The organism is Streptomyces sp. NPDC050856 (assembly GCF_040653855.1).
Lineage (GTDB): Bacteria > Actinomycetota > Actinomycetes > Streptomycetales > Streptomycetaceae > Streptomyces.
Genome location: NZ_JBFAGV010000040.1, coordinates 47671 through 49227, shown reverse-complemented (window position 1 = coordinate 49227; position 1557 = coordinate 47671). Strand labels below are relative to the sequence as shown.

Genomic DNA, 1557 nt, shown 5'->3' with positions numbered 1-1557 from the left:
CGGTCCGGGAGCAACGGCTCGATCCGCGCCCACTGCGCATCAGTCAACGGCACACCCGGACCAACGACCGACTGATCCAAACGAAACTGCCTAGGTGACGGTGACAAGGTGGGCGAAGACGACGGTGTTCTCGGTGTACAGCTTCTTCTCGTGGTCGTAACTCCCGCCACAGGTGATCAGCCGTAGCTGGGGGTCGGCGGTGTCGGCGTAGACGCGGGCGTCGGGGAAGTCGTCCTGCGGGAAGTTCTCGATGGTGTCGACGACAAAGGTCGCGGTGGTGCCGTCCCGGCGGCTGATGTGGACCCGGTTGCCTGGTTCCACTGTGCTGAGCCGGGCGAAAACAGCCGGGGAGGTCTTGGTGTCGAGGTGGCCGGCGACGACAGCGGTGCCGCGCTGGCCGGGGGAGACGCCGCCGGCGAACCAGCCCACCAGGTTCACATCGTCGGACGGTGGTGCTTCCAGCCGCCCGGACGGACCGATGGACAGGTCGACGAAGGGTGCGTCCACGCCGATCTCGGGGATCCGTAGCCGTGTCGGTGCCGACCGGGGCATCGACAGCTGCGCCTGTGTCCCGGGACTCGCTCTGGGCGGCGGCGGCTGGGCAGGCGCCGCCACCTGGCGGCTCGGTGCGGCGGTGGACGGCATGCTCACAGGTTCGGCCCAGCTGAGCACGACCACCATCAGCGCCAGCGACCACAGCAGCATCGGCACGACGCAACGGGACAGACGTGCGCCCCGCGATGATTCTCGTACGGACGCCGGACGGATCTCCATCACCACAAGCCACCTTCTTCGGCACACGATCCCAGGCTTGAGCCGTTCCATGTCGCGAGCGTGGGACTGCGACGCCCGGGTGCGAGGGCAACCGCAGTCCCACATCCTCACCTGCAGCTATGACGACCTTCAGGCCGCGTCACCGCCGCTCGCGCTCCGGCGCCGGAGCATGTAGGCGCCGGCTCCCAGGCCACCCGCGAGCACCAGTCCGCCAGCCGCCATCGAACCGGAGGAGGCAAGGCCCCCGCCGCCGGTGTGCATGCCGCCGCGGGGCTTGTCGTACCCGTCCTTCTTCTCGTGGTCCTTCTTCGACTCGTGGTCCTTCTTGGACCCGTCGTCCTTGTTGTAGTCGTCACCCGTGGTCGTGGCCAGCAGACCACCGCCGGTGTGCACACCACCACGCGGCTTGTCGTACCCGTCCTTCTTCGACTCGTGGTCCTTCGACTCGTGGTCCCTCTTGGACCCGTCGTCCTTCTTCGACCCGTCGTCCTTGTTGTAGTCGTCACCCGTGGTCGAGGCCAGCAGACCACCGCCGGCGTGCACACCACCACGCGGCTTGTCGTACCCGTCCTTCTTCGACTCGTGGTCCTTCGACTCGTGGTCCCTCTTGGACCCGTCGTCCTTCTTGGACCCGTCGTCCTTGCCGTGGTCGTCACCCGTGGTCGTGGCCAGCAGACCACCGCCGGTGTGCACACCACCACGCGGCTTGTCGTACCCGTCCTTCTTCGACTCGTGGTCCTTCGACTCGTGGTCCCTCTTGGACCCGTCGTCCTTCTTCGACCC

The 1557-nt window shown here is 67.3% G+C and carries 2 protein-coding genes; both read right to left on the bottom strand.

Translation table 11 applies throughout. The features are described from left to right. Window positions 1-90: 90 nt before the first annotated feature. Complete coding sequence (locus tag AB0H53_RS26560; protein WP_362118331.1) at window positions 91-645, bottom strand: class F sortase; 555 nt, start codon at window positions 643-645, stop codon at window positions 91-93. A gap of 258 nt (window positions 646-903) precedes the next feature. Then, window positions 904-1557: hypothetical protein (locus tag AB0H53_RS26555; protein WP_362118319.1), on the bottom strand; the 654-nt coding region annotated here is incomplete at its 5' end.

Bases quoted from the DNA above. Each gene is read 5' to 3' on its own strand.
- AB0H53_RS26560 (WP_362118331.1), bottom strand. From the start codon at position 645: ATGCCGTCCACCGCCGCACCGAGCCGCCAGGTGGCGGCGCCTGCCCAG.